This is a genomic window from Brakhagea slesvicensis (genome assembly GCF_052161625.1).
Taxonomy (GTDB): Bacteria; Planctomycetota; Planctomycetia; order Pirellulales; family Pirellulaceae; genus JBKCUI01.
Genome location: NZ_CP197412.1, coordinates 4986692 through 5013267, shown reverse-complemented (window position 1 = coordinate 5013267; position 26576 = coordinate 4986692). Strand labels below are relative to the sequence as shown.

The window sequence follows — 26576 nt, the reverse complement described above, 5'->3', positions numbered from 1 at the left end:
TGCTCTCACACTCAGTCGCGACTCGACCGAATGGAGTTGCGAAGTGTCTCGCGCACTTCGGCGGCGAGAAAGAATGAACCGGTGAAGCAAATCAAACGGTCGTCTTCCGATTGAGATCGTATGTACTCCATGGCGAGACCGGAATCTGTCGCAGACAACACCTCGACATGGGGAAAATTGGCTTTCGCTTTCCTCGCTTCTTCCTCGAGCACCTCGACGGGTACAAATCGAGGGTTGTTGGAATATTGCGTCACGATCAATTGGTCTGCGGATCCCATGAGCTGATGCAACATGGCGATGTAATCTTTGTCTTTCGAGGATGCGAAGACAATCGTTTTCTTTTGGTTGGGATAAGCCTTCTGAAGGGCTTCGATCATGGAAGAAATCGACGCCATATTGTGTGCCGCATCGACAATGATGTCAGGTCGACGTGAAACAAGCTCGATGCGCGAGGGGACTTGCGTTTCGAGCAACGCTTGACGATATGCTGATTCGGGGATTTTCCAGCCCAGCGAGTTTAACTTTTGGCAGATAGCGATCGCGAGCGATCCGTTGTCCACCTGGTGTCGACCAAGCATCAGGATTTGGATGCCTTGGACATCCTTCAGGCCTTCACGATCGCTTCGAACTTGAAAATCGAACTGCTGCGCGATCGTTGCGTGTTGATGGCATTCGAAATCTGTTCCCAGTTCCCATAATTCGCATTGTTGCGTTCGCGCCCGCTCTCGAATGACGCGCCGTGCCTCAGGGTGTCGTGCACCGTGAATTACGTGGCTACCTGGTTTAATAATCCCAGCCTTTTCGGAGGCGATCGATTCGATGGTGTTTCCAAGTTGGGCTTGATGGTCAAAACTGATGGAAGTGATGACGCTGATCAAGCTCTCGCAAACATTGGTGGAATCCAATCTTCCCCCGAGTCCGACCTCCATCACATTCACGTCGCATCCCTGGTCTTGGAACAAAAGCCAGGCGATGGCCGTCGTCAGCTCAAAAAAGGTGGGGATCCCTAGCCGAGACTCGTCCCAGTCTTGGAGCCTTGCTCGGATCGCGTCGATCGCGCCGACCAAGTCCGCAGGTGAAACGGGGATTCCGTTCACGACGAAACGCTCTTCCAAGTGTTCGAGGTGAGGGGAAGTGTACAGCCCGACGCGGCGCCCCGTACGTCGAAGAGATTCGGCGGTTAGCCAGGCCACCGAGCCCTTCCCCTTGGTTCCCGCAATATGAATGACGGGAGCCGCAGACTGTGGATTTCCGATCGCCTCCAAAAGGGCTTCCATGCGGGCGAGCCGGTAATGCTGCTGGGTGTAGGGACGGTCCGTTGTCTTTTCGTAATTGAGCCGATCGTAAAGGTAGCGAATGGCCTCGGCGTATTCCGGTTGCGACCTGTCCATGAAACATCGATGAAGCGGGAAAACGAATGGTCTTGAGCTCGGGAAAGATTAGCGAACCGGCTGTTCCAAGTATACGGGTTGCAATTGGGTTTATTTGGCGGATCCGGTTGAGCTCCCCCGACCCGTCGCTTGTAGTTGCCCTGGATCGAATTTATAGTGCGTGTTCTATTGACCGGCATTGAACTGAACCGTACGGGCCCGCCGACCGTACAACGCTGGCAATTCCGTCCGTCCCAGCCAATCGCCTTGCTGGCACTCCAGGTTCCCTTTTCCCAACGACTCGAAACGATGTCTTCAGCAGCTCCTGCAGCACCGGAAACCAATCCGAATCCATCCTCGGCTCCGACCAACCCAGACATCATCGTAGAAACGAGAAGTCTTGGAAAAATCTACCGCGACTTTTGGGGGCGAAAAAAGGTCCAGGCCCTCAAATCGCTCGACATCGAAGTCCGACGCGGGGAGATTTTCGGTCTCTTGGGGCCAAACGGCTCCGGGAAATCGACGACCATTAAACTGATGCTGGGGCTCCTATTTCCGACCTCGGGCCGGGCGTTTGTGTTCGGCAAAGAAGCGACCGACGTCGCCAAGAACGAACGAATCGGATACTTGCCAGAGGAATCTTACCTCTACAAATTCCTGAACGCCGAGGAGACCCTGGACTTCTACGGTCGGCTTTTTGATATGCCGGCGAGCGTCCGAAGGGAGCGGACCGAGGCCTTGATCAATATGGTTGGCCTCCAGCGAGCTCGCCGCCGTCAACTCCGCGAGTATTCCAAGGGGATGACTCGCCGGATCGGTTTGGCCCAGGCTTTGATCAACGAACCTGAATTCCTCGTCCTCGATGAGCCGACCACCGGTCTCGATCCGATCGGAACGCGGGAAATGAAGGATTTGATCGTCAAACTCCGCGAGCAGGGCAAAACCATCCTGCTTTGCTCCCACCAATTGGCAGATGTGCAAGACGTTTGCGATCGGGTAGCGATCCTTCACCAAGGAGAGCTCAAGGAACTTGGTCGAGTCGATAGTTTGCTCAAGGTGCAGGATGTAACCCAGATCCACGCCAAGGGATTGGACGAGAATACCAAGTCACAGATTCGCGAACTGATCGCAAAGTCGCAGGGCGAGTTGCTCAAGATGGACAATCCTACCACCACGATGGAAGAGCTTTTCCTCGATATCGTTCGAGACAGCGAAAACCGACCTGGCCGTCGGTCGTCGAGTGCGTCGTAGTCGCTTGGGTCTTGGAATTGTTGGAACGAAACGAAACTTTTTGCTATGCGTCTTACACCTGATCAGTTTTGGACCTATTGGGAGTGGTTGTTCGAGCGAGGCGGACTCCTCGGTGGATTCCTGCTGGCCCTCATCCTGTCCATCCTCGGATTCCTCGTTGGATTTTTGATCGCGACGATCAAGTACGGTCCGACGGAGGGCTTTCTTCAAGTTGCCAAAATCCTTGGTGAGTTCTTCTCGGTCGACCTTCCCAAAATGTCGATTCGGCGAATCTTTGCGATTGCCAAGTTGTCGTTCAAAGAAGCCATCCGAAACAGAATTCTGATCGTCGTGGCGGTCTTCGTCGTCGCCATCATGTTCGCAGGCTGGTTCCTCGACCCGAAGGCAAACAATCCCGCACAACTCTATATTCCTACAGTCCTCACCTTTACAAACTGGCTCATGCTGCTGATGGGGCTCTTCCTGAGCACCTTTAGCATCCCTCGCGATATCACCAATCGAGTGATTTATACGATCGTCACCAAACCGGTCCGTCCCACCGAGATCTTTCTGGGACGCGTATTGGGCTTCGTCGCAGTGGCGACGATGAACCTGGCGATCTTTGGCGTCATGAGCTACTTCTTTATCGTTCGGGGGCTTTCCCACTCGCACGATTTAGAAAGCCTTCAAAACGATGGGCTCGCAGGGGAAACCACCAGTGTGCGTTTCCACAGCCACTCCTTCACTCTCAACGAGGATGGCGTGGGAACCACGAATATGGTGAAGGGTCACCGTCACATCGTTCGCAAGGACGGAGATAAGATCGTCATCACCGAGCAGGTCGACGATTTGACCGCAAGAAATCCGGTTTATGGCACGCTCCGATTCACCGGACGCGACGGCGAGGAAAACACCGGCTACAACGTCGGATACATGTCGGAGTACCAGAAATATATCGAGGGTGACACACTTTCGTCGGCGATCTGGACGTTTGAGAATGTGAATCCCAAACTGTTCCCGGACGTTCTTAATTTCGACATGACCCTCTCGGCCTTCCGAACTTACAAAGGGGATATCGAAACCCCGGTCGGCGGCGTCGTCATCTTCCGAAGCTTGAATGGGGAGGTCGAAAGCGATCGCATCCCGTTTCGAGTCAAAGAGTTTCAAATCGATCAGCATTCGATTCCCCTCAAGCTCAAAGGATTCCGAAAAGGGGAGCCAGCGGACTTGGATTTCTTCACCGATATCGCACCGGGCGGATCGTTTGAAGTTGTCGTGCGATGTCGCGACCGTGGACAGTATTTGGGAATGGCTGCCGCCGATCTCTACTTGAGAGCATCGGAAGGAACGTTCCTCTGGAATTTCGTCAAAGGCTATATCAGCATCTGGCTGCAGATGTTTATCGTGGTTTGCTTTGGGGTCATGTTCTCCACATTCCTGTCGGGGCCGGTTGCCGTTATCGCAACGATCTCGGTAATTGTGCTCGGAATGTTCGGCTGGTTTATCGACAATTTGACCACCGGCAAGATCGCTGGTGGTGGCCCCGTGGAAGCCCTTGTGCGGCTTCCATTGCAAAGCGGTTCGGAGACCGAGTTGGATTTGGGAAATGAGATGATCGAAGGTGCGATCAAGGGTGTGGATAGAGGATTGCTTTTTTCTGTCTCGACACTGAAATCGGCCCTTCCCAACCTCTATGATCTGGAGACGTCGGACTTTATTGCCTATGGGGTAAACTTGTTCGACGGTCTGCTTGCGCGGCATCTCACGATCGCATTCGGTTACTTCGTGATGACCAGCGTTATTGCGTACTTCTTCCTCAAGACTCGAGAAATGGCGGGTTAAGAGCATGAATAAAAGTCTGTCTCGCAAAGTCACCTACATCATCGCGATTATCGCGCTGCTGCTTCCCCTCTATGCCTTGGGCCGCCCCAAGTCGGGGGCGATTTCGCAGTTACGCAATCGACACAACATGGGCCAGACCTATCTTGGCCAGCTCGATCCGACCAGTGAGAGCATGCGTTTGGCGACGCTTGGGATGAAAGGCATCGCATCCTCGATCCTTTGGCTTAAAGCGGATTATTACAAAGAGGAAAAGTACTTCGACCGCTTCTCGGCGACGCTGAATCAGATCGCGCTCTTGCAGCCTCACTTCATCAGTGTCTGGCAACACCAAGCTCACAATATGAGCTTCAACGTCTCGCCTGAGTTCGAGGATTACCGCCAGCGATATGAGTGGGTTAAGAAGGGGATCGACTATCTCGTTCGCGGGACTAAATACAACGAGAGAAAGCCAATCCTTCAATACGACCTTGGCCATTACGTTGGAAACAAAATCGGTAAGTTCGACGAGAAGAAGCAATATCGCGAGCTCTTCCGAAAAGATACCGAGTTCCACAACTACTTCACCGAACAAGGCTTGCCAGTCGAGACCAATGCCCTGGGATACGATCAACGGCCCGACAACTGGCGGGTCGGCAAACTCTGGTTCAATCGCGCGGTGGAATCATTCCAAGCGGGTAACAAGATCCCAAAGACCCCACACCTGTTGTATTGCTATTCTCCACTGTGGCAGATGTACTACGGCGAAGCGATCCAAACCGAAGGGATCTTGGACGACCGATCCAAATTCGCTTGGGAGCAAGGGGGACGCGAATGGGCGGAATATGGCAAGATGTCGATTCCATGGGCCGGCGACGGACAGATCAAATTGCTCGAGGTCGACGCGGAAGCCGCCGCGATTCGCGAAAAGAGAGAAGAGCTCGATAAGCAGCTTGGAGGAGCTCGCGACAAGATCCGCGAACGACGCTTCGAACGGCTCCCACAGGACCTCAAGGATGCCTACCAAAAACCAGCCACGGAACGATCACTGACCGAGTCGGAAAAAGCAGAGGAAGCAGAGCGACTTATCTCTCCGTCTCCGTCGGAAGCCATTGCAGAGGCTCCAAAAGATCAGCAGCCCCGGTTGCTGCAGTTGTCGACAGAGATCAATAAGATGGAGGAAAAGCTTCGCATCGCCAACATCTACCGAAGCAATGTGAACTATGCCTATTGGGAGACGAGAGCCAAAGCCGAACAAAAGCAATACACGGTCGATGCTCGGCGATTGCTCTACAACGCAGATAAGATGATCGATGCCGCCGACATCAAAGGGGCGATCGAAAACTACGAACAGGCCTGGACCCTTTGGGATACCGCATTCAAACGATTCCCTATCCTGATGACCGAAGAAGTGGGAGAGGATGTCCTCAAGTCGATCGGTCGATACAACAAACTGACCGAAGCCACCGAGTCGGAGGACTTTGTGCTCAAGTGGTTCGTCGATTTTCGTCGCGCCTACAATCAAGACCAGCTGAGTTTCGACGTCGAACAAAAGCTAGCGGAATGGAATGCACGCGCCGCAGCACTGGGAGACGATGCGGATTTCACCGAAACGAAAGAGATGAAGGATCTTCAGCAACGTTTGTCCGCACCGAGCGAGACCAAGGAAGAGTCACCCCCGACCAATCCCCCCACCAATCCCTCGGCCGACACTCCAGTACCAGCCACTCCTGCACCAGCCACTCCTGCACCAACGGTACCCGCACCAACCACTCCCGATGCGCCGAAGCAATCGAGCGATGCGCCAGCGGGGTCGTCGGAGCCTGGAACGCCCCCCGTTCAACCCCCGGTACTCGAAAATCCAGAGTCTCCTAATTGATCGAGATTCCCATTTTTTGCGTTCTCGGGTAGGTTGAACGTATGGGACTCTACGAACGCGATTACTACCGAGACGACACCATTCGACTGCAGCCCGACTGGGACGGCAGATCTGCAGTTAGCTATTTGCTTCTGCTCAATATTGCGATCTATGTCGCCAACATCCTGCTGAGCAATTTCAAGGCGAATGACCAGGGAATTGTCAACAACGCATTGATGCTCGTCGGTTCCGATGCGACAAAGCCATGGCTTTGGTGGCACACGCTCTCGTACGCTTTCGTTCACGATGCTTCCGCCAACGGTGGAATCTGGCACATCGTATTCAACATGCTGGGACTTTATTTCCTGGGACGATCCGTCGAGGATCGCTACGGAAAATGGGAGTTCCTTCGGATTTATTTGTTTGCGGCCGTGCTTTGCGGAGTCGCTTGGCTGCTCAAGAATGCGATGATCGGAGCGCCAAACTCCCGATTGCTGGGCGCCTCGGGTGCAGTCATTTGCATCGAAATGCTTTTCGTATTGAATTTCCCCAAGCAGGTCATATACCTGTTTGTCTTCCCCGTGCCCGCTTGGGTGCTGGGCGTCTTCCTCGTGCTTTCCAATCTGATCACCACCCCAAGTTCCCAGGTGGCCGTCGATGTTCACATCATGGGTATCCTGATCGCCGTGGCCTACTTTTTCCTAGGATGGAACTTCGCGTTCGTCCAAGATCTCAATGGGGGGTTCCGCCGCTTGAAACGAAAGTGGCTTGGCCCCAAGCTTCGAATCCACGAAGATGCCGAGCTTGCATCCACCACCGATGACGCCGAGGCGGATCGCATTCTGGCGAAAATTCATGAGCAAGGAAAAGATTCCCTCACCGCCAAAGAACGCAAGTTCATGGAAAAGTATTCGCGGAAAGTCCGCGCACGAAAACAAGAATTCTAAACAGTTGTTTCAAACTCGATCACCTATGCCAAAAACCACCAACTCCTTTCAAACGCTTCGTCAAAACATCGCCGGCATTCCCGTTGCAGATCTCGTCAAGCAGTTCGGCACACCGACTTATGTTTACGATGCTGCCATCATCGAAGAGCGCGTTCGAGATCTCTCAAAATTCGATGTCATTCGATACGCCCAGAAGGCTTGCTCCAACATCGCGATTCTCGATCGACTCCGGCGTCTCGGCGTCGTCGTGGACGCAGTGAGTGCAGGCGAAGTCAATCGTGCGTTGGCAGCAGGTTTCGATCCCCATAGCGACCCTCATGGAATCGTTTTCACTGCGGATGTCATCGATAAAGAGGCGGCTGCGATCATTCGTGACAAAAAGCTGCACGTAAACTGTGGTTCTCCCGACATGATCGATCAGCTAGGAACCCTGTGTCCTGGCGCAAGCGCAACGCTTCGCATCAATCCTGGATTCGGACATGGACACAGCCAAAAGACGAACACAGGTGGTCCGCAATCCAAGCATGGAATTTGGCACGAACAAGTGATCGAGTGCCTGCGACGTGCCGACTTGCACAATGTCGCAATCACCGGCCTTCATATGCACATCGGATCGGGCACCGACCTGGAGCATCTATCACAAGTCGGCGAGGCATTGGAGAAAGTCGCCATGGAAGTGGGGCGCACGATCACCACCATCAGCGCGGGGGGTGGGTTGCCAGTTCCTTATCGCGAAGGTCAGACCTATGTCGATCTAGACCAATACTTCTCCATTTGGGATGCGACGAGAAAACGGCTGGAGTCCAAATTCGGTCATGCGATTCGACTTGAGATCGAACCAGGTCGCTATTTGGTTGCCGAGAGCGGCTATTTGATCGCTGAGATTCGCGCGGTCAAAAAGATGGGAGACAATCTCTTTTACTTGCTCGATGCCGGATTCAATGATCTCGCCAGACCGATCCTTTACGGTGCTTACCACCCCATTTCGATCGCTCACAAAACGCCTAAGACAGACGTTCCCCATGTCGATGTCGTGGTGGGTGGTCCGCTCTGCGAATCAGGCGATATCTTCACCCAGGAAGAGGGTGGGTTTGTCGCCAAGCGATCGCTCCCAATCGCTTCTGTCGGTGATCATTTGATCCTGGAGGTAGCGGGTGCCTATGGCTTTGTCATGGCAAGCAACTACAACGGACGTTATCGAGCTCCCGAGATCTTGATCGAGAATGGTCAGCCGAAGTGCATCCGCGCTCGCGAAACATTTGAAGATTTGATCCGTGGCGAGTCGATCCCTCCCGTCTGATTGACAACGGGTCGGCGGTAAAATCGCAGAGAGAGGTTGAGAACAAGGGAACGACGCGGTTCGCCCCACGTCACTTGCTACCTCCTCCAGCCAGCGGCCCATCGCTCGAATTAGGACCCTCTTTGTCGACGATCTCTTTCACCGTTCGCCAGTCCACACCAAGCCGCTTGCCGGCGGCTCGGTAGCTGCCTGACTGCGCATACACGAGCGCGAAGTAGCCTTGCAAAAGTCTCTCTCGATCGAGCGCTCCTTTTTCGACGTCCGCCAAATAAGCAGACCTTGAGATTGCCCTCTGCCAAAAGGGGTGGTGCACCGGTAGGTAATGACCTCGAATCACGATGCTTCTCACGCATTGTTCCAGCTCGCGAAAGTTTCCTCGCCAAGCGTAGTTATTCCCCAGGTTCTTCGAGATCCAATCGACAACCTGCTCCACCAGTTGGTCCGTTCTTTCGGCTGTATCCGGAAAGATGCGAACTGCGATGAATCTTACGAAGTTCACCATGCTCTCGGGCGCTTCATCGAGTTGACATCGAAGCGACGGCGTTTCAATGCGATCCGCGCATAGGCGGTAGTAAAAATCTTCGCGAAACCGTCCTTCCTTGATCTCTTCTGCAAGATCTCGATTGGTCGCCGCGATGATTTTCCCGATGAACTTGCAAGGGCGTGTATCGCCGACTCGCTGGAACTCGCGCGTTTGCAACACCCTGAGCAATTTGACTTGCAAGTAAGCATCCAATTCACCAATTTCGTCCAGTAGCACCGTCCCACACGCCGAGCAGATAGACGGATCCAAAAAGCCCTTGCGATCGTGATTGGCTCCCGTGAACGCCCCTTTGACATAACCGAACAATTCCGACTCGATGAGCGTTGGTGCAATCGAACTTAGATTGAGACCAATCAAGCTGGTTGAATAGTCGGCTAGGAATCTCTTTCTTCCTGGGTCGAATTCGATGAATCGCGAGTAAGCAATCGACTGAGCGACAAGCTCCTTTCCCGTCCCCGAGGGACCTGTGATCAACGTTGGAATATCCCCCATATGCTGGTAAAGCGATCGCCTATAGCGACGCATGTCATGGGTGAATATCGACTGCCACACAGCCGCTCTCAACTGAGCGGCAGCGTTAGAAGCCCCCACGATATGTCGGAAGATGTGAAAGAAGGCTCGCTCGATCTGGAAGAGACCGGCGAAGATGACGTCGCGATCCAATGCGGAGGGCAACGTCGTACTCTTCAATTCAAAGAAGGTTCGAAAGTCCTTCGCAAAGGTATCGTAACTCGAGAGAATATCATCCTCCGGACGGCATCGAAAACCTATCGATGGAACCTCGATCGCGTGGCTCATATAACGAGCGTAGAGTAGGTAAAGAACCAAGTCCTCATAAATCTCCATTTCCCCCTTCGATGCAGATTCTCCCGCGATCAACTTCGACCGCAATTTCTCCGCAAGCTGTTCGCAACGAAGTCGCAAAGGTGCCAAATTCGGAAACATATCACCGACTGAGCACTCCGGACGATACTGCAAAAAGGGCTGAATGCTTTTAAACTCTTTGCCGAGTGCCTTCCTCTCCAACTCGACCCGTTCAGGCAGAAACGGATTGGAATAACCAATCCCTGCGATCGCCTCCGCAACTCGCCATTCACTTGCCGTCAGTAAAGACATCATTGAAAACCGATAGTACGAAAAATGGTGTTCGTGGACAGCATTTATTGTACTACAGCTTGAAACACCGCAGCGGGGGCTACTGGTCTGCTAATGCACTAAATCCTTTGCCCCCATGGACTTTCGAACTATCCCGGGATCTTGGCACGAGATTCGCCTTTAGGAGCTTAGGAAACACCGTGCAAGGAGGGGTTTTCCTTGCTTCGCATTCTTCCAGGAACGCATTCCATAGAGAGTCCATGATGTCCGTCGATACCCTTCACCGATCCAGTTTGCTTCGAGCCCGTTTGGCAAAATTCATGTCTCGTCCGCAGCGTCATCGTTTGCTCCATGGATATCCTCTTGCAGCCGCGATGCCATTTGCTAACGCGGCGGTACGGGAGTGTGCAGCCAAGAGCGATCCATTGTTTGCTGTGACTCGAAATCCCGCACACCAATTACTGGTGGGAGTTTTACCGCATCCCTTTTGCAATCCGAAGATCAGCGGATGCGGCTTTTGTACCTTCCCCCATGAAGCCTATAGTTCCGCCAAAGCATCGGCCGTCTCCGCCTCTGTCGAGCTTGAGATCGAACAACGGATAATTTCTGCATCCAGCTTTTACAAAGCGCCTGTCGATGGCCTCTATTTTGGTGGTGGGACAGCCAACCTTACCCCTCCCGATTCTTTTCGTCGCGTAGCGCGCCGTCTTGTTGAAGCGTTTGATCTCACGCGAGCCGAGGTTTCCCTGGAAGGGGTACCACGCAACTTCGTTATGGGCAAGCCTCTTCTCCTCGATGTGATGACCGAAGAGATTCCTGCTCGTCATTTTCGAATCAGCATGGGGATTCAAACATTCTCCGAAAATCAACTACAGCGGATGGGGCGGTTGGGTTTTGGTCGTCCAACCACCTTCGCATCGGCAGTGGACGCGGCGCATGAACGTGGGATGACCGCTAGCGGTGATTTGCTTTGCAATCTTCCTGCTCAATCCCTGGAAGAGATGAAGACAGATGTGCGGGAGGCGATCGACATTGGGCTTGATCAAATCTGCCTCTATCATCTCGTAATGTTTGCTGGTTTGGGGACTGTTTGGTCGCGTGACCCCTCGTTGACTTCCGCTCTTCCAAGTAACCATGAAGCAGAACACAACTGGAGCGTGCTGAGAGACATGCTGCTAGAGAGCGGCTTTGTCCAAACATCCCTTACTAACTTTGAACGTCATGAATTTGCAAACGACCCTCGCCGGTATTGTTACGAGCCGATCAGCTACGAATCGAGCCGATGCCAAGTCCTGGGGTTTGGACCGTCTGGTATTTCGTTTTCAGCCACAGACGATGGTCAATTCGCGTTGAAGACCATGAACCCGGAAAGCTCGTCGCAGTACATGCAAGCGGTCCGCTCGGGAGAACCTGTTTGGAATCGCTACCATCCATACGATCGAATCGATTGGGAGGTACTCCAGATCACACGGCGTCTGGCGTCGCTTCGATTGGACAGGGACACGGTCCGCATGCTGCGCGAGTCCATGGCATGCGATTCCTACACTGCGAGACTGGAATTGTTGAAAGAGGCGGAATTGCTACATGAGCATCACTTCGAGTACGTGCTCAGCCCGAAGGGAATGTTCTATTCGGATTCTGTCGCCGCGTTGATGGCGGAAGTTCGATGGGAGGGACGTAGCGAACTGCCATGGAATTCTGGTATCAACAACAACAGTGGAGGGCACATGTGAGTGCGAAAAAAGGAGGGCGCTCTGCAGCCGAGAATCCTCAACTGCGAACGCTTTCCCATGCGTTCCCTACCTTCGCTTCCCTGCCACACACGTTTCTACTATCCAGCTATGCAATCTCTATTTCCATTGGGTCAGTTCATGCTCCAGATGTACCGCGAGCGAGGAGGTGATCCTGCTTTTTGGGCCGAACCTTTTAACGCGATTAGCAACGCTTCGTTCCTCATCGCGGCAGCATTAGGATTGGATTTCGCAACGCGCAAGAGGAGTCTGAATCCGACATCGCTCGCGTTAATTCTTTTGGCAGCAACAATTGGTTGTGGGAGCTTTCTTTTTCACACGGTCCCAACACTTGCGACCATGTGGCTCGACATCATTCCCATCACCCTGTTCCAAATCCTTTACTTGTGGTTGATCTCCCGAAAACTGCTTTCGATTCCTGGCTGGCCGGCAGCGCTAATCGTGGTAGGCGTTGTGGGAGCGTCCTATGTCTTGATGCCGATGAAGACTCCTCTGAACGGTTCGCTGTTCTACATTCCGTCTTGGGCGGCCATGCTGGTCTACAGTTTGATATGGGCTCGGAAAAGTCCTGTCGAACGCGGTCTGCTTGCGCTCTCCGCGTTGTTCTTCACCTTGGCCATCGCAGCACGGTCCGTCGACTGGGATGTACCGTGGGCGATCGGTACGCACTTCCTATGGCATCTCTTGAATGGAATCGTGGTCTACACCGCGTTGAGGTCGTGGGTCTTAGCCACTTCTCAGCAGGAAAGCGGCCTGCAGGGCTGAATCCGTTCAACCGCAGTGCGTTCAACCGAAGTGCGATCCTCCGCAGGGCACGCAACAAATTGGGCATCGCTCCATCTCGAGAACAGACGACTTGAGCGGGTGAGCCGGCAGTCTTGGAAATAGCGAGCCGTCAACGTGAAGTAGAATTACGCTCGCCCTTGGGATACAATAGCGGTCCCTCCCATCCCCCGTGCCTACCATCTCGGCCCTGCCAGGCCACCCTTCCTGAGAACCGCTTCCATGCATCCACTTTTGAGTTGCGTTCGACGCATCCCAATCGCACTAGGGCCCATCGCAATAGGTTTGGTGATCGTTGTTTCCATACCAGGTTTTGCACAAGAGGGAGTTGCAGAGGGAGAAAAAGCAGCCGAGCTGGAGTTCTTCGAAAAGAAGGTCCGACCTGTTCTCGTCGAGCATTGTTACGAATGCCATTCCGCCGAAGCCAAGACGGTACAAGGTGGCTTGTTGCTCGATACTGCCGAAGGCCTATTGATGGGAGGCGATTCTGGCCCCGCACTCGTCCCGCATGAAGTTGACAAGAGCTTGATCATTCAAGCCATCCGATACGAATCGAGCGAAATGCCGCCTCGCGGAAAGCTGCCGAACGAGGTGATCGCCGACTTGGAAAGCTGGGTGGCAAAAGGTGCGATCGACCCTCGCGTCGGTGCACCAGCCCCTATCAAAAAAGAAATTGACTTCGAAGAGGCTAGAAAATTTTGGTCCTTCGTACCTCCTCAACATCCCCCGGTTCCGACTCCGCAACGCTCGGACTGGGCAGAGTCGACGATCGATCAATTTACACTTGCCAGCATGGAAGCCCACGGTCTATCCCCTGTTCGCAAAGCTGGGAAACGAGAGCTTATCCGACGAGCCACATTTGATCTAACCGGTCTCCCCCCAAGCCCCGATGAGGTGGAGGCCTTCGTATCGGACGCATCCTCGAACAGTTTCTCGAAAGTCGTCGATCGATTGCTCGATTCTCCGGCCTATGGCGAGCGTTGGGGGCGTTATTGGCTCGATGTCGCGCGTTATTCGGAGGATCAAGCGCATACGTTTAGTGTGCAACCGAACACGAATGGTTATCGTTATCGCGACTGGGTGATCGCAGCCTTCAATGCCGATATGCCCTTCCATCGATTTGTTCAGCTTCAGATCGCAGCGGATGTCATGGATCTCGAGGAAGACGAACGGCTGAAACATATTGCGGCACTTGGCTACTTCGGATTAGGAGCTCAGTACTACAAGAATACCGATGCAGCGAAAGCGACCGCCGATGAGCTCGATGATCGCATCGACACTTTGACTCGCGGCTTCCTAGGATTAACCGTCTCCTGCGCCCGCTGTCATGACCACAAGTTCGATCCCATTCCCACCCAGGATTACTACTCCTTAGCCGGCGTCTTCCACAGCTCTCGACTTCATAACGCTCCCCTGGCGCCAGAGGACGAGGTGAAACGCTACGACGCGACACAGCGGGAGATCAAGAAACGGGAAGAGGAAATCAATCAGACAATTGCGAGAGAAGGCCCCAAAATTCGCGAAGCACGAATCGACGAGGTCTCGCGCTATATGATGGCAACACGAGCCTATCGGAGGGAGAAGTCCCAAGATGCGAATTTAAAGATCGCAGCCTTCGCGAAATCGAACAATCTCGAGGAGTCAACCCTCAAAAAGTGGATGGACTTCATGAAGTCGAAATCCGATTCTCCGCTGCAATCGTTAAAGCCTTGGTTTGACGCAACGCGTCCAACCACAGGGGAAGCCGCTGGTTCGGAAGCCATGGTTTCGGATGCGGCGGCCCGGTTCCAAAGGCACCTGCAATTATTGATTCGACAGCGCGATGGATTGTCGACAGCCGAGGAGCAAAGGGAGCTTGCCGCGCAAACACCAATCGGCAATGCGCGATACACCAGCCCCTTGGTAACCAAAGCAAACCCATCGGTTTCCATCGACGTGGATTTATCCGGAGCCAAGGAATTGGTTTTGGTTGTCACTGATGGCGGAAATGGCCCGAGTTGCGATCACGCCAATTGGCTCGAACCACGGCTGATCACCGCTTCAGGAGAAGTCAGTCTCACCGATTGGAAATGGCAATCCGTCTCCGCCTCGTACGGCAATGTGACCATCGGTAAAAGTGTCAGCGGTCAGCCCCTTCGGGTCGCTGGGCGGACTTACGAAAAAGGTATCGGGACGCACTCGACTTCGGTGATCACGTATGCCTTGCCGGAGGGTGCCCTTCGCTTTCACGCGACAGCTGGACTGGACAACAGCGGAAGCGACCAGTCGGGCGGATGCGGTGAGAATGCGGCGGTACAATTCCGAGTGTATACAGAGCCCCCGACGGACCTCAGCACGGGGCAACCGGACCTCCTCGCTGAGATATTTGGCGAGAAAGGGGTATTTGCCATGGAACTGCCATCTATCGAAAAGATGCTTTCCCCCGAGTTGCGAGAATCCCTCGCTGCAAAGCGAGATGAAGTAGAAAAGCTGCGACGAGAATCCCCGGCAAAGTATCCCATCGCACACGTGATTGCAGAAGCCAAACCATCGGACTTGAAGGTCATGATTCGCGGAAATCCCGCCAATCAGGGGGAAGTCGCACCCCGCAGGTTTCTTAGAATCTTGAGCCATGACTCCCCGCCCCCCTTCACCGAGGGAAGCGGCCGTCTGGAATTGGCTCGAGCGATCGCGTCTCCCGAAAACCCGCTCACAGCGAGAGTTATCGTGAACCGGGTTTGGCAGCACCATTTCGGGAGAGGGCTCGTCGCAACTCCCGATAACTTTGGGAAGCTTGGAGAGCCACCCTCGCACCCTCAACTCTTAGACTATTTGACTCTTCGATTTCTCGACCAGGGTTGGTCGCTCAAAGCACTGCATCGCGAGATCATGCTCACCGCCACCTACCAGCTCAGTACCGATTCCCAGGACGCGAATCTACAAAAGGACGCAGACAATCGCTATCTCTGGAGAATGAACCGACGTCGATTGGACGTGGAGGCGTGGCGCGATGCACTGCTAGCGACCTCCGGTCGACTCGATCGCAGCCTGGAGGGTCCTTCGACGAACCTTGCAGAGGCGGGAAACAATCGGCGTACGATCTACGGATTCATCAGTCGCCATGAGCTCGACAACATGCTGCGTCTTTTCGATTTCCCGGATGCGAATATTACAGCCTCAACGCGAGCCGAGACTACCGTGCCCCAGCAGCAACTCTTCGTTCTCAACAGCCCATTTATGCTCGAGCAGTCCAAAGCCTTTGCAGCGAGGATTCAGAGAGAAGGAGGTGAAAGCCTGGAAAACCAAATACGCCGCGCCTATTTGGTTGCATTCGGCCGCGAAGTTCTCGATCTCGAACTGCAGCTGGGCGTTCGTTATATGCAAGTAGAAGATAGCGACGACACCCTTTCGAATAACAAACTCAGTCGATGGGAGCGTTACGCGCAAGCGCTCCTGGCCAGCAATGAGTTTATGTATTTAGATTAGCCCCGACAGCGCATCCCTCGACAGATCCCACCCGGAAAGCTCGCCATGAGAATCCTTCACTCGCAGTTAAACTCCGACTCCTCGTTCACCCCTTCCCGTCGCGACTTGCTTCAAAGACTCGGAACGGGGCTTGGTGCTTTCGGTTTGGCAGCGGTCTTAGAAAAGCAGAATCTTTTAGGACAAGAGTCTCCAGGCATTGCATCGTCCCAAAACCCTCTCGCCCCGAAACCTCCTATGTTTCGCCCTCGCGCGAAACGGATCATCCATCTGTTCATGAACGGTGGACCTTCGCAGGTCGACACATTTGATCCAAAGCCCGCTCTCGAGAAATACGATGGACAACGTCCACCGGGATCGAATCTCAAAACAGAGCGGAAGACGGGAGGACTGATGAAGTCACCGTTTCGTTTTGGCCGCCATGGCGAATCAGGATTAGAAATCAGCGAAATCTTTCCCCACTTGAGCACCTGCGCTGACGACTTGTGCGTGATCCGTTCCATGCACACCAATATTCCCAATCACGAACCATCGCTCTTGATGATGACCAGTGGGGAAACGCAACCCACTAGACCATCAATGGGATCGTGGTTGCTGTATGGACTGGGCACCGAAAACGAAAACCTTCCAGGATTCGTAGTTCTCTGTCCAGGGAAACCGGTCGTCGGTCCTGCTCTGTGGGGAAACCGATTTCTACCGGGGATTTACCAAGGAGCGCAGATCAACAATTCGAAACTGGACCCTGAAAGCGTGATTCGCGATATCAAGAACGCTTCGATTTCTCCGGCGATGCAACGGGAGCAACTCGACTTGCTCAACCAGCTTAATCAAATACACCTAGAACAACGAGGCGGCAACGACAATCCGCTCGAAGCCAGGATTCAATCGTTGGAAATGGCGTTTCGAATGCAGACCGAAGCCCAGGACGTCTTCGATCTGAGTCAGGAAACGCAAGCGACACGAGACGCATACGGTAAAGGGGAATTCGCCGATGGATGCTTGGCCGCGCGCCGTCTCGTCGAAAGGGGAGTGAGGATGGTTCAGGTCTTCTACGGGAACGGACAACCATGGGATGATCATGAAAACATTGCCGACCATGCTCAAAAAGCAAAAGCGGTCGATCAACCCATCGCAGCCTTGATCAAAGATTTGAAGGCGAGGGGATTGTTTGAAGACACGCTTATTCTTTGGGGGGGAGAGTTTGGCCGCACTCCTGTCTCAGAAGGAGCCAAAGGACGCGACCACAATAACCATGGCTTTTCGGTGTGGCTCGCGGGAGGTGGTGTGAAAGGGGGCATGGTTTATGGCGCGACCGACGAGTTCGGTTTTGCCGCTGTTGAAAACAAGGTCCACGTGCATGACCTTCATGCCACCATTCTCCATCTGATGGGCATCGATCATGAAAAGCTAACCTACCGCTATTCGGGGCGAGATTTTCGTCTAACGGATGTCCATGGTCATATCGTACAAGGTATCTTGGCATAAAGTTCCGTAGATCGAATGACTCGATCCCTTATCCAACTCTAGTCCAAAGTCCCAATGCAAACCCTCTCTCAGTATTCATTCGGTATCGGCGATCGATTTGCTCACCAAGCCAAGGCCCAGTTGGCTGCATTCCAAAAACTAGAAAAGGCCGGGTATGTGGTGGCGCCGGTATGGAACAAGTCCAATCGCGAGCACAACTTTGTTGGTTCCGAACCAGCCAGCGTGCTTGCAGCAGCCCAAGCTGCGGTGAATGCTTTGGGATGGAAGCACCCCTGGCATGTCGATGCCGATCACATCCAATTAGCTACAGTGGATCGATTCCTCAATTGCTCCGATTTCTTTACCATCGACGTTGCGGACTCTATCGGAAAGCCAGCACCAGCAGGCGAGATCGAACAATTCGTTGACCGACACCCAGAATTGCATTCTGCGGTTTGCGTCGATGGAATCCACGAGCCGCTCGAGCTAAGCAAGGACTTTGTGCGAGGCGTCGCCGCCAAATATCTCTTGGCAGTCAAGCAAGCGGCCCAAATCTATCAGCACATCGCCTCAAAAAAGGGAACCAACGGCTTGATTGCTGAAGTTTCCATGGATGAAACCGATTCGCCACAAACGCCACCCGAACTGCTCGTCATCCTCGCGGCGCTAGCTGACAAAAAACTCCCATTGCAAACCATTGCACCAAAGTTCACGGGGCGATTCAACAAGGGAGTTGACTACGTAGGGGATTTGAGCCAGTTTGAGAGAGAGTTTCGGGATGACATCGCGGTATTGGCACATTGTTCCAAGGGCTATGGACTCCCTTCGAATTTGAAGCTGAGCGTCCACAGCGGGAGCGATAAATTCAGCCTCTATCCTATTATTCACAGGTGCCTGAAAGAAACAGGTGCAGGGATTCACGTGAAAACCGCAGGGACAACGTGGCTGGAAGAAGTCATTGGATTAGCGGAGGCAGGTGGCGACGGGCTCGCATTGGCAAACGAAATGTATTCCTATGCTTACGAACATGTCGATGAACTTTGCGCTCCCTACGCGAGTGTTATCGACATTCAAGCCGTTCGGTTGCCGTCGCCTCACGTCGTTCGGACTTGGTCGGGAGCGGAGTTTGCGCAAGCCATCCGGCACATACCTTCCCATCCTCGATTTTGCGCGGACATGAGGCAGCTGCTCCACGTTTCGTTCAAACTAGCTGCCAAAGCGGGAACTCGATACACCAGTCTTTTGGTGGCAAACGAATCGGTCGTGGCGGAGCAAGTCACAACGAACCTTTGGGAGCGGCACCTTCGACCGATTTTTGTCGGCTCGTAGCGGTACCCATTATCCACCCCGTTGGGACGAATCGGCGAACACCCCCTCTCGGACGATCCACCTACCACCCTTTCTACGAAAAGGGGGTGGGGCCCCCGCTGTCTGCGGGTTACGCGAAAAAATCAACTCTTCCAGCGGTCCAATCTCTTGGCTGGATTGGGGAATATTCTGCGATTCCATCCTTGAACCTCGCAGTACGGGCAATGAGAATGCAACGATTCTCTCCAATGCAGTTTTCTTTCATGATTTACAGGACTCTTTCGTATGCGTTGGCGTGTTAACAGACTGCTTTTCGTTTTGTCGATCCTCGCGGTAGGTGGCGGATTCATTCCAGGCGACCTCCATGCCATGGCCCAGGAGGCACCAGCGACGCCCCAGGCCGAGACAGCAGATAAACCGGATGCGAAACCCGCTGCTGAGCAGCCTCCTGCTAGAGAACGACTTTCACGTGGACAAGGTCGCCCTTCGGAAGGCCCCGACTCGCGACTCGATCGCATTGAAAAACAACTCCTTGAAATCTCCAAATCCCTCCAGGGGATGCAAAAGGAGTCAGCAAAACCATCCGCACCTGCGAATGTCGACAAGCCCTCGACCGAGCCAGCTTCCAAAGAGTCGCCCGCCAAAGAGGCGCCCGCAGACGAGAAAAAGGAATGGGATGGAGTTCTTTCCAAGGAATGGCTCAAAGGAATTCGATGGCGGAACGTTGGGCCTGCCAATATGGGTGGCCGAATTGTGGATCTCGCCGTCAACGAAAACTCTCCTTCCACATGGTGGGCTGCGACCGCATCCGGGGGGCTGCTGAAGACAACCAACAACGGCATCTCCTTTGAAATGCAGTTCGATAAGGAGGCGACCGTTTCGATTGGAGCCGTCGCAGTTTCCAAGAGCAACCCGGACGTCGTTTGGGTGGGAACTGGCGAGAACAACCCACGCAATTCGGTCTCTTATGGAGATGGCGTCTACAAGTCGACAGACGGCGGCAAGACGTGGAAGAACATGGGGCTCAAAAAGACATTTCAAATCGGGGAAATCGTCGTTCACCCCACCGACCCAAACACCGTTTATGTCGGAGCGTTGGGACGGCTTTACGGCTCCAATGAAGAACGAGGTGTCTACAAGACAACCGATGGCGGCGAAACTTGGGAACGCTGCTTCTACCTAGACGATCGGACCGGAATCATGGAAATGCAGATGCATCCCACCGATCCCAATACACTGATCGTGACGGCTTGGGAACGTCTGCGCGACGGCTTTGACAGTTGGCCCGGGAACGAAGTTCCGATCCCCGAGGGCTACGATGGATACGACCCCATTCGCAAATGGGGACCTGCAAGCGGTATTTATAAGACCACAGATGCGGGCAAAAACTGGAAGAAACTAACGAACGGTCTTCCCACTGGCCAGCTTGGCAGGATCGGAATCGACTGGTATCGGAAAGACCCCAACATCATCTTCGCCATTGTGGACAGTGAGAACACCGGAAAGGGACCACAACCCTTGAACGTGAACTGGGGTGCCGTGGGTGCCGATGTCGATGGCAAGATTGTCATAACGCAGGTCTATCCCAAAAGTCCGGCTCAATCGGGCGGTTTAATGACCGGCGATGTTGTCGTGGCAATGGGCGAGCAAGAACTAAAGTCCTTTGATGAAATACTCGATTCGCTTCGAAAGAAAAAAGGTGGGGATACCGTTTCTCTGACCGTTCAGCGAGGGGACGAAAAGAAGACGCTCGAATTCAAACTGACCAGCAGGGGCGGGCGAGCCGGAGCGACACCTCAACAAGGAGTTTGGTTCGGAGGAATCGGGGAAGACGTCGATCAAGGCGTAAAAATGACTCAAGTCAATCCGGAGAGCCCCGCTGGAAAAGCGTCGCTTCAGGTCGACGATATCCTCGTCGAATTCGATGGACAACCAGCGAAAGCATGGACCGAGGTTGTCAGCGCCGTCACGTCGAAGAAAGCTGGTGACAAAGTCAAAGTGAAGTTTCTTCGCGACGACGAGACCAAAGAACTTGAAATGACCTTGGAAAACCGCCCAACCCCACCCGGTTCGCAACAACCCGCTGCACCGGCGCGGACATACGTCGGATTCCAAGGCACCAATGCGGAAAAAGGTGGCGCGCTCCTAACGGAAATCACGGCCGATGGTCCCGCTGAGAAGGCAGGCCTCATGAAAGGGGACGTGGTGAAGGGGGTCAATAAGAAGAGCATCGGTACCTACCGCGATCTGACCACCATGCTCGCCGAGTTGAACGTAGGAGATAAGCTCACTTTTGAAGTCGCACGAGCGACGGAGATAAAGGAATTCGAAGTCGTCGCCGCCGAGAGACCCGCTCCGGTCCGACCTTACACGGCATCGCTCGGCGGGCAAGCCGCGAATGTGCAAGACCAACAGGGAGCGAAAGGCTTCGAATACGGTGGTGTATACAAATCCACCGATGGTGGCGAAACGTGGACCCGGCTCAACAGCGTCCATTCACGCCCCATGTACTTCAGTGTCATTCGCGTCGACCCAAACGACGATCAAAAGATCTATCTATTGGGTGTTTCTCAGTTCAAATCGGTGGATGGTGGAGTTACCTTTGACGAAAGCTTGGGGCGCTCTGTCCATGCCGATGGACATTCGCTTTGGGTCGATCCCAAAGATGGAAATCACATGATCATCGGTGTCGATGGTGGTGTGTACGTAACGTATGATCAAGGCCGCAACTGGGATCACTTGAACACCCTGCCGATCGGCCAGTTCTACCATGTCGCGATTTCACCCAAGTATCCGTACTACTTGTACGGAGGATTGCAGGACAATGGTACTTGGGGTGGCCCGGCACTCTCGCTTTCCGGACGAGGGCCCGTCAACGAAGACTGGGTTTCGGTCGGAGGTGGGGACGGATTTATGTGCCGCGTGGACCCCAACGATCCCGACCTTGTCTACTGGACCAGTCAAAACGGGGCGATGGGACGAAGGAATATGAAGACGGGCGAACGTGCTTCGATCCGTCCTCGCAGCATCGAGGGTCAACCAGCCTATCGATTCAACTGGAACACACCGTTCATTCTTTCGAGTGCCAATTCCAGAGTGTTTTATGCGGCAGGCAATTACGTCTTCCGATCCATGGACCGCGGAGCCAATCTGGAGAAGATCTCTCCCGAAATCACTTTGACGAAACGAGGCTCTGCGACGGCGCTTTCCGAGTCGCCACTGGATTCCAACGTTCTTTACGTCGGTACCGACGATGGTGCGCTTTGGGTAACCAAGGATGGTGGCAAATCCTGGAGTGAAATCGGGAAAGGTTTGAATCTCCCGGCACCTCGCTGGGTTGCAACGGTGGAAGCTTCTCGATTCGCGCCGGGGCGTGTTTACGTTTCGCTCGACGGCCACCGGTCCAACGACGATGAAGCTTATGCGTTTGTTTCGGAAGACTTCGGTGCAACCTGGAAATCGATCCGTTCCAATCTCCCCTGGGGCTCCACGCGATGCTTGCGCGAATCCCCTTTCAATGAGAACGTTTTGTTGGTGGGAACCGAATTCCATGTCTTCGCCTCTGCAGACCGCGGCGGAACTTGGAATTCGCTCAATACCAATCTTCCGACCGTCCCCGTGTTCGACTTCGCATTCCATCCCAACAATGGTGAAGTCGTCGCAGCCACTCACGGCAGGAGCCTTTGGATCGCGGACATTACCCCGTTGAACCAATTTGCGGCTCAACAAACGAATGCTGCGGCCCACTTGTACAAGCCTCTGACGGCGATCCGATGGCGACGAGAACCTTCACGTGGCGGAACGAATCGCTCCTACGCAGGAGAGAATCCCCCCAGTGGTGCGATCCTCTACTACTCCATTTCCAAGAAGGCAAAGGAAGCCGTTGTGCGCGTCGCCAATGCAGAGGGACAAACGATTCGCGAGATCCGTGGGCCTGTTGAACCCGGATTGCATCGCGTCGTTTGGGATCTGATCTCTTCCCCTCCAGCACGACCCCGTGGCGAATCAGGCCGCGGCGAAGCGGGCGCTGGCGGTCGAGGTGAATCGGGAACGCGACGGGGTGCGGGCGGAGGAGGTGGCGGTGGACGTGCTACAGCAGCACCTTCAGGAACCTACAAAGTCACGTTGACCGTCGATGGAAAAGAACTGTCGCATGAACTGCGATTGGTTTCGGATCCCAATGTCGCCGCCTTGAACGACCTGCTCGGGACCGAAGCCGAATACGATGTTTGGCTCGGTGACGAAGTTTCTACGGAAGAGGAAGAAGAAGAAGAGAACGAGGGCGTCCAATCTGGATTGAGAGAACGAATCCACGACTAGATCGATCCAAGTAAATCTTCGATGTGATCCAAAGTGAAAACGAGATCGTTATCGATTTGGAATGAATGACGCTGTAGCGATTCTTCTTCGAACGATTCGCTATGGGCTGGACTGGATGCTGGATCAAAGGGTTCTTCAACACTTTGGTCCGGCGTCACCCAGCTAAATAGCCCGAACAAGTCGCTGCACTCATCTCGCTCCGGCGAGTCCGTTGACGCAGTCTTCTCCTCACTCGCCCTTTCTGATAAATGGAAGTCCACCGGTGTCACGACTACCGTGGTCCAATTCCCAATGGCTGTCTCTGAAAGAGAACTTCGGACGCTGAGCGTGCTGATTCCGGACGTACCGGAGGAATCAGTGACCGCATAGAAATCGCAATTGGCTTGAAGCTGACTCCAAGTCAATGGCGAGGGATGAGTTGTGCCCCAAGGGTTGAATAGATCAAACGTACCGGTCCCGGCGTTATAGCCAGTGACGATGTATGCGTGTGAACCAACCAGTCCATTCGATACGCTCGATTTCGTGCCGATGGTCACAGCGCGTCCCCCTCCCAGTTGGCTTGCTAGAAGCGCGGCACTGGACGTCGCAACCGAGTAGTTGCTCGACGCATATCCCAACACTTGCCTGTTGACGTTGGACATCCACCCGCCTTCGATGCCTGCGTAGGTGTTGGTCCCATCTCGACCGCTCTGACCCGTTTCGTTCCATTGCGCATAAGCCTTTTCCGCCAGCGCCACCCAAAGGGAGGTCGTAGCACTGCTTACCGAACGCCCAAGCCCCGCGTAGGCGAGGATTCCGTTTGATAGAGCGGGTAACTGTCTGTTTACCGTGATGTAATCGGCTGATGTTGAACCGAAGAAGCGAACCGTAAACGTGCCATCCCCATTGTCGAGAAACATGTTCTGAATGGCGGCTGGCGTTTGATCGGCAATCGAGGTTACGGAGGCGATGAAGTAGCAATCGCCGAGATATCCTTGGAGCGCCTCGGCGCGCGAAGGAGCCCCGGAAAACAGGACTCCGTTAGCCGTTTGATACGAGATTCCACTTCCGGAGATCACCGGGAGATCCGCGCCTAAAAACCATTTATCGATCAGGTTGTTCAGATGAGTGGCCGAGCTTCCTGCCGACAAATTCCCAGCAGTTTGGCCACGGAACTTCGAGTTGGCGGGATTGCTTTGGACCACGTCCCTGGCCAATTCTCGAACATAAGCCGGCATCAAAAACCCAGAGTTGCTGGCCACCAACAACCGGAGGTCTGTCAGTTCGTCTGATCCCACCACACCATCGGTCCCGACACTGCGAAGGATCTGAATCATCTCAAGTCGCGATATCGAATTGTCCGCATGCAATGAGCTCACTAAGTTGCGGAGCGCACCATTTGTCAAAGACGAATGCGCCCCCGCCGCCAGGATCGTCCCCGACTTGGAAGCGGAAAGTTGACCAATGCGAGCCGTCACCTGGAATGTGTTTCCTAACGCCCCGGCTTGAAATAGTCCGCTGCTCGAAATTGACCCGCCAGTAGCCGACCAACTTATCGCGCCCAGGCTGGTCATTGGATTGCCGAATTGGTCTAGTCCCGCAGCGCGAAACTGAAGCCTTGCCCCCGCATCGAGCGAGGCCGAGCCGGGTGAAAGATCGAGTGAAGCAACCCGCTGCGCGACTTGAACGCTGAATGTCAGGCTGCTGTTACCAGCAGTGGCCCGGAGGGTATAGGTGCCCGCTCGATCGAAGGCAATGGTCGTCACGCTGCGGACCGTTGAGAATTGCGTATTGTTTCCATTTGGTCCCGAGACAACACTCCATGTTGCATCCGGAGGCGTCGCAAAAGCCTTGCCGAATTGATCGACGCTTCGAAGTGAAAGAGCGACAGAGGTTGCATTCGTCGTCAACGGAACTCTTGGATTGATCAACGATTTCGATGTGTTGATCGCTTCCAGTGTTGTCGAAGTTCTCTCCACATTCACTTGGAATGCGGTCACGGCTGTTCCACCGGCTACCTTCAAGGAATAGTTCCCCGGGGCGGTGAACGACAACGTCGCTGTCACTCGGGATAGCGTACCCGATGCTTGTCCACCATTGGGGGCTTTCAAGGTTGTCCAGGTCAATGACGGAAGCGCTAAGACTGGTTGTCCGAATTGATCGAATCCGCGGACCGTAAACTGCTTAGTTCGCGTGGATGTAGCCGTCTGAGCCTTTGGAGCCAAGACGTCACCACTCGCATCGAGCAGTTCGATTCGACTTAGAGTCATTCCTAGCGAGACAGCGATCTGATTCTTCACATTCCCCGAAGAGGCTTGTACGACATACGAGCCTACACGATCAAACTCCATATCCGCTCGATTTGCGGTGGTTTGAACGGTTGGTTGAGAACCATTTGGCTTGGAGGGAAAAGCCCATTCGATCCCAGGCTGGGCTTTTAGCGGGTTTCCAAATTGGTCCAGTCCGACAGCGTGAAAGCGCGCCTGACTCTTCGGCAGTGAAATGGCCGAAGCACTTCGGATAGACACCTTATTGGAGTCTTGAATTCCGATGGATGTCAGCGTTGGAACAACGTTGACTTGGATAACGAGGCTCGCATTTCCACTCGCCACTTTAACGGAATAGGATCCCGTGTTGGTGAACTGAAGATTGGTACCTAGATTCCCATTCATGGCCGAGAACTTGGCAATGCTAGGTTGTTTGACCGTAGACCAACTCAGATTTGCGAGTCGGCTAATGGGCTGACCAAATTGATCGGTTGCGCGGATGGAAATATTTTGGGATGTCGTTGTGACCTGAATGGGATCCGTCAGTAAAGTGCCTTGCACCGAGTAAGCCTGCAATGCGGTAGCGACCTGGAGGACTTGTACCCGCAAAGTCGATTGCGTAGTCAATCCCGCTTGATCGGTAATCAACACGCGGAACTGATATTGTCCCGCGCGCGAAAAGGTCGTTGTCACACCTTTGGCTTTGTTTGTACCATTTACGTCGAACGTCGCGTTCCCTCCTGCAGGCGCTGAGAGCACCGACCAGGTGTAAGTAAGCTTCGACTCACCCTGATCATCCGCCCCTTGAACAATCAGACGCGCCGAAGTCCCCTTGACCTCGGTACCCGTTTGAAGCCTGGGTGCCGTTTGGACGCGCGGGGCTGTGTTTGTACTTCGAAGATTGCTACTTGAAACGACACGAGTTTGACCAAGTGAATCTGGGGATAGGGTGGCAGCCAACTGAGCCTCCATCCCATCCACTGCATTGAGAAGTCGTGATTCCAACTGCTCTAACCCCAGTGGAGTCGTTTTGATCTTGCGAGTTTTTTTATGCGAGGAGGTAGATTGGAAGAACATCGG

Annotated in this window: 14 protein-coding genes; 11 read left to right on the top strand and 3 right to left on the bottom strand. The window is 53.9% G+C overall.

Annotated elements, in window-relative coordinates; all coding sequences use genetic code 11:
• Nucleotides 1-11: 11 nt before the first annotated feature.
• A complete protein-coding gene (locus SH467x_RS19130; RefSeq protein WP_482368691.1) occupies nt 12-1391 on the bottom strand; it encodes a bifunctional folylpolyglutamate synthase/dihydrofolate synthase in 1380 nt (459 codons plus the stop codon).
• Nucleotides 1392-1679: 288 nt separating this feature from the next.
• Here SH467x_RS19130 and SH467x_RS19125 point away from each other — a divergent pair, with 288 nt between their 5' ends.
• The 5 genes from SH467x_RS19125 to lysA are packed head-to-tail and all read left to right on the top strand — an operon-like array spanning nt 1680 to nt 8523.
• On the top strand, nt 1680-2621 hold the full coding sequence (locus SH467x_RS19125; RefSeq protein WP_482371399.1) for an ABC transporter ATP-binding protein: 942 nt from the start codon (nt 1680-1682) through the stop codon (nt 2619-2621).
• Nucleotides 2622-2666: 45 nt separating this feature from the next.
• On the top strand, nt 2667-4442 hold the full coding sequence (locus SH467x_RS19120; RefSeq protein WP_482368690.1) for an ABC transporter permease: 1776 nt from the start codon (nt 2667-2669) through the stop codon (nt 4440-4442).
• 4 nt (nt 4443-4446) lie between these two features.
• Nucleotides 4447-6297 (top strand): hypothetical protein, encoded by a 1851-nt coding sequence (locus tag SH467x_RS19115; RefSeq protein WP_482368689.1) that lies wholly within the window; start codon nt 4447-4449, stop codon nt 6295-6297.
• Nucleotides 6298-6338: 41 nt separating this feature from the next.
• On the top strand, nt 6339-7223 hold the full coding sequence (locus tag SH467x_RS19110; RefSeq protein WP_482368688.1) for a rhomboid family intramembrane serine protease: 885 nt from the start codon (nt 6339-6341) through the stop codon (nt 7221-7223).
• Between the two features lie 25 nt (nt 7224-7248).
• Nucleotides 7249-8523, top strand: a complete 1275-nt coding sequence (gene lysA, locus SH467x_RS19105; RefSeq protein WP_482368687.1) for a diaminopimelate decarboxylase — start codon at nt 7249-7251, stop codon at nt 8521-8523.
• Nucleotides 8524-8593: 70 nt separating this feature from the next.
• Here the strand turns inward: lysA and SH467x_RS19100 are convergent, their stop codons facing one another.
• Nucleotides 8594-10186, bottom strand: a complete 1593-nt coding sequence (locus tag SH467x_RS19100) for a sigma 54-interacting transcriptional regulator (RefSeq protein WP_482368686.1) — start codon at nt 10184-10186, stop codon at nt 8594-8596.
• A gap of 236 nt (nt 10187-10422) precedes the next feature.
• Here SH467x_RS19100 and SH467x_RS19095 point away from each other — a divergent pair, with 236 nt between their 5' ends.
• The 6 genes from SH467x_RS19095 to SH467x_RS19070 all read left to right on the top strand — a co-directional run bounded on the left by SH467x_RS19095 (nt 10423) and on the right by SH467x_RS19070 (nt 23250).
• Nucleotides 10423-11895, top strand: coding sequence for a radical SAM protein (locus SH467x_RS19095; protein WP_482368685.1), 1473 nt, complete (start codon nt 10423-10425; stop codon nt 11893-11895).
• Between the two features lie 57 nt (nt 11896-11952).
• The gene (locus SH467x_RS19090) at nt 11953-12678 is read left to right on the top strand and encodes a ceramidase domain-containing protein (protein ID WP_482368684.1); all 726 of its coding nucleotides are present in this window, start codon (nt 11953-11955) and stop codon (nt 12676-12678) included.
• Nucleotides 12679-12918: 240 nt separating this feature from the next.
• Complete coding sequence (locus tag SH467x_RS19085) at nt 12919-16161, top strand: DUF1553 domain-containing protein (RefSeq protein WP_482368683.1); 3243 nt, start codon at nt 12919-12921, stop codon at nt 16159-16161.
• A 45-nt stretch (nt 16162-16206) separates the two neighbouring features.
• Nucleotides 16207-17643 carry a DUF1501 domain-containing protein gene (locus SH467x_RS19080; protein WP_482368682.1) on the top strand — a complete coding sequence of 479 codons (1437 nt, stop codon included), beginning with the start codon at nt 16207-16209 and terminating at the stop codon, nt 17641-17643.
• A 54-nt stretch (nt 17644-17697) separates the two neighbouring features.
• A complete protein-coding gene (locus SH467x_RS19075; RefSeq protein ID WP_482368681.1) occupies nt 17698-18951 on the top strand; it encodes a tagaturonate epimerase family protein in 1254 nt (417 codons plus the stop codon).
• 264 nt (nt 18952-19215) lie between these two features.
• On the top strand, nt 19216-23250 hold the full coding sequence (locus tag SH467x_RS19070) for a PDZ domain-containing protein (protein WP_482368680.1): 4035 nt from the start codon (nt 19216-19218) through the stop codon (nt 23248-23250).
• Here SH467x_RS19070 and SH467x_RS19065 read toward each other — a convergent pair.
• A complete protein-coding gene (locus SH467x_RS19065) occupies nt 23247-26573 on the bottom strand; it encodes a C2 family cysteine protease (protein ID WP_482368679.1) in 3327 nt (1108 codons plus the stop codon). The genes SH467x_RS19070 and SH467x_RS19065 overlap by 4 nt on opposite strands.
• Between the last annotated feature and the right edge of the window lie 3 nt (nt 26574-26576).